Below are 2,075 nucleotides of genomic sequence, written 5' to 3'. Positions count from 1 at the left end.
CTTAAAACATTCTCCGCAAAGCGGATTAACGTACGGCGACAAACCCCCGGTGTCCCTGTATGGCAGAGAAATTATTATGAACATGTCATACGAAATAACAAGGCGCTGGACAGCATACGTCAATACATCGCGGACAACCCGGCGCAATGGGAATACGACCGTGAAAATATGAAAAGAAAATCGTGCGGTCCGTCGAGATCGCACATTGAACCTTGGGAAAAATAACAGGTCCTTTTACGGATGATCCGATTGGGAAAATTATCCTGTGGTGTCATATATTTTCCAGATCCTCCTCTGCACGGGGGTGACAGGAGAGGGAAGGGGCAGGGAAAATCTGCCCAGCCACAATGTAAGTATCGAAACCGGTCCGCAAACTGCCACCATGCGGATACTACAAACCCTGTTGATAACTTATGACGCAGGGATGTAGAATAACGTCTCTTATTCTTTGTTTTATGGAGAAAAACAGTGCACGATTTTGAATATAAAAACGGTTCCCTTCATTGCGAGGATGTACCGCTGGAAAAAATTGCCGCCGAAGTCGGCACCCCTTTTTACTGCTACAGCCAGCACACACTCACTCGGCATTTTCAGGTCTTTGACGATGCGTTCAAGGATATCGACAGGCTGATTTGCTTCGCTGTAAAAGCGAATTCGAATATCGCGGTTCTTAACGAGCTGATAAAGGCGGGTGCGGGATGCGACATCGTATCCGGCGGCGAACTTTTCCGCGCCCTAAAAGCGGGGGCAGAGCCATCGAAGATAGTATACGCGGGTGTCGGCAAGACAGAAGAGGAGATCGAGTACGCGCTGAACAGCGGAGTCCTAATGTTCAACGTAGAATCTTCCCAGGAGCTTTTCACTATCGATAAAGTCGCATCGCGCGTAGGTACGAAAGCGAAGGTTGCTCTCAGGGTAAACCCTGACGTTGATCCGAAGACTCATCCGTATATCTCCACAGGTCTTAAATCAAACAAGTTCGGTTTCAATATCGATACCGCGCTTGAAGAGTATCTCCTTGCGTCGCGAATGAACAACATCGAGATAATCGGCGTCCATCAGCATATAGGGAGCCAGATAACCGAGATATCCCCCTTTGTCGACGCGCTCGCGCGACTCCTTGCCTTCGTTGAGAAGTTAAGAGAGAATAATATCAATATCAGATATATAAATATCGGTGGAGGCCTTGGCATACCTTACAAGGATGAAGCGCCCCCTCTCCCGAAAGAGTTGGCGAAAGAGATCGTGCCGGTTCTGAAAGGGAGCGGTTGCACGATCGTATTTGAGCCGGGCCGCCTGATTGCCGGTAACGCAGGTGTGCTGGTGTCGCGTGTTCTCTACACGAAGAAGAACGAAGGGAAGAACTTCTACATAGCGGACGCCGGTATGAACGACCTGGTAAGGCCATCGCTATATAACGCGCATCAGACTATTCAGCCGGTCTTGCAGGAATCGATAAACAGAAAAAAGGTAGAGGTTGATGTGGTAGGACCAATATGTGAATCGGGCGACTTTCTCGCGAAGGAGAGAGTGCTCCCTGAATTTCAAAAGGATGAACTGTTTGCAGTGATGAGCGCAGGGGCTTACGGTTTTACCATGTCGTCGAATTACAATTCCAGACGGCGCGTCCCGGAGATCATGGTAAAGGGTGACAAGTATTTCATCATTCGCGATAGAGAGAGCTGGGACGACCTTATTCATGGCGAAAGGTTCGCGGAGTAGAGAGATGGCAAGAGAAGTAAAATTTTCCAAGTGGCACGGACTAGGCAACGACTTCGTGATAATTGATGACCGCGCGGGAAAGTTTAAGTTTGGTGCGTCTCTGCTCAAGAAGCTTGGCGACCGGCACTACGGGATAGGCTTCGATCAGTTTATGGTGGTAAGGAAAGCGTCGAAACTGTCAAGCGCGGCAAAGGGGCGCGGAGCTGTTCAGGCCGATTTCAAGATGGAACTCTACAACAGCGACGGCTCAATGGCCGAGATGTGCGGCAACGGTATACGATGTTTTGCCATGTTCATCAGGGATAGGAAAATAAGCAAGAAGACGACTCTTGCGATAGAGACCGGCGCGGGAA

3 protein-coding genes are annotated in these 2,075 nt (G+C 49.4%); all 3 read left to right on the top strand.

The genetic code is table 11. The features are described 5' to 3' along the window. On the top strand, positions 1–225 hold a 225-nt coding region (locus tag OEY64_13315; protein MDH5543922.1), incomplete at its 5' end, for a transposase. Positions 226–468: 243 nt separating this feature from the next. Further along, positions 469–1,722 (top strand): diaminopimelate decarboxylase, encoded by a 1,254-nt coding sequence (gene lysA / locus OEY64_13310; protein MDH5543921.1) that lies wholly within the window; start codon positions 469–471, stop codon positions 1,720–1,722. 4 nt (positions 1,723–1,726) lie between these two features. Continuing rightward, a partial coding sequence (locus tag OEY64_13305) for a hypothetical protein (GenBank protein ID MDH5543920.1) occupies positions 1,727–2,075 on the top strand: 349 nt, incomplete at its 3' end.

Source organism: Nitrospinota bacterium (assembly GCA_029881495.1).
GTDB lineage: Bacteria > Nitrospinota_A > UBA7883 > JACRGQ01 > JACRGQ01 > JAOUMJ01.
Note: the sequence above shows the minus strand (reverse complement) of the source record. Positions and strands in the feature narration are given on the sequence as shown.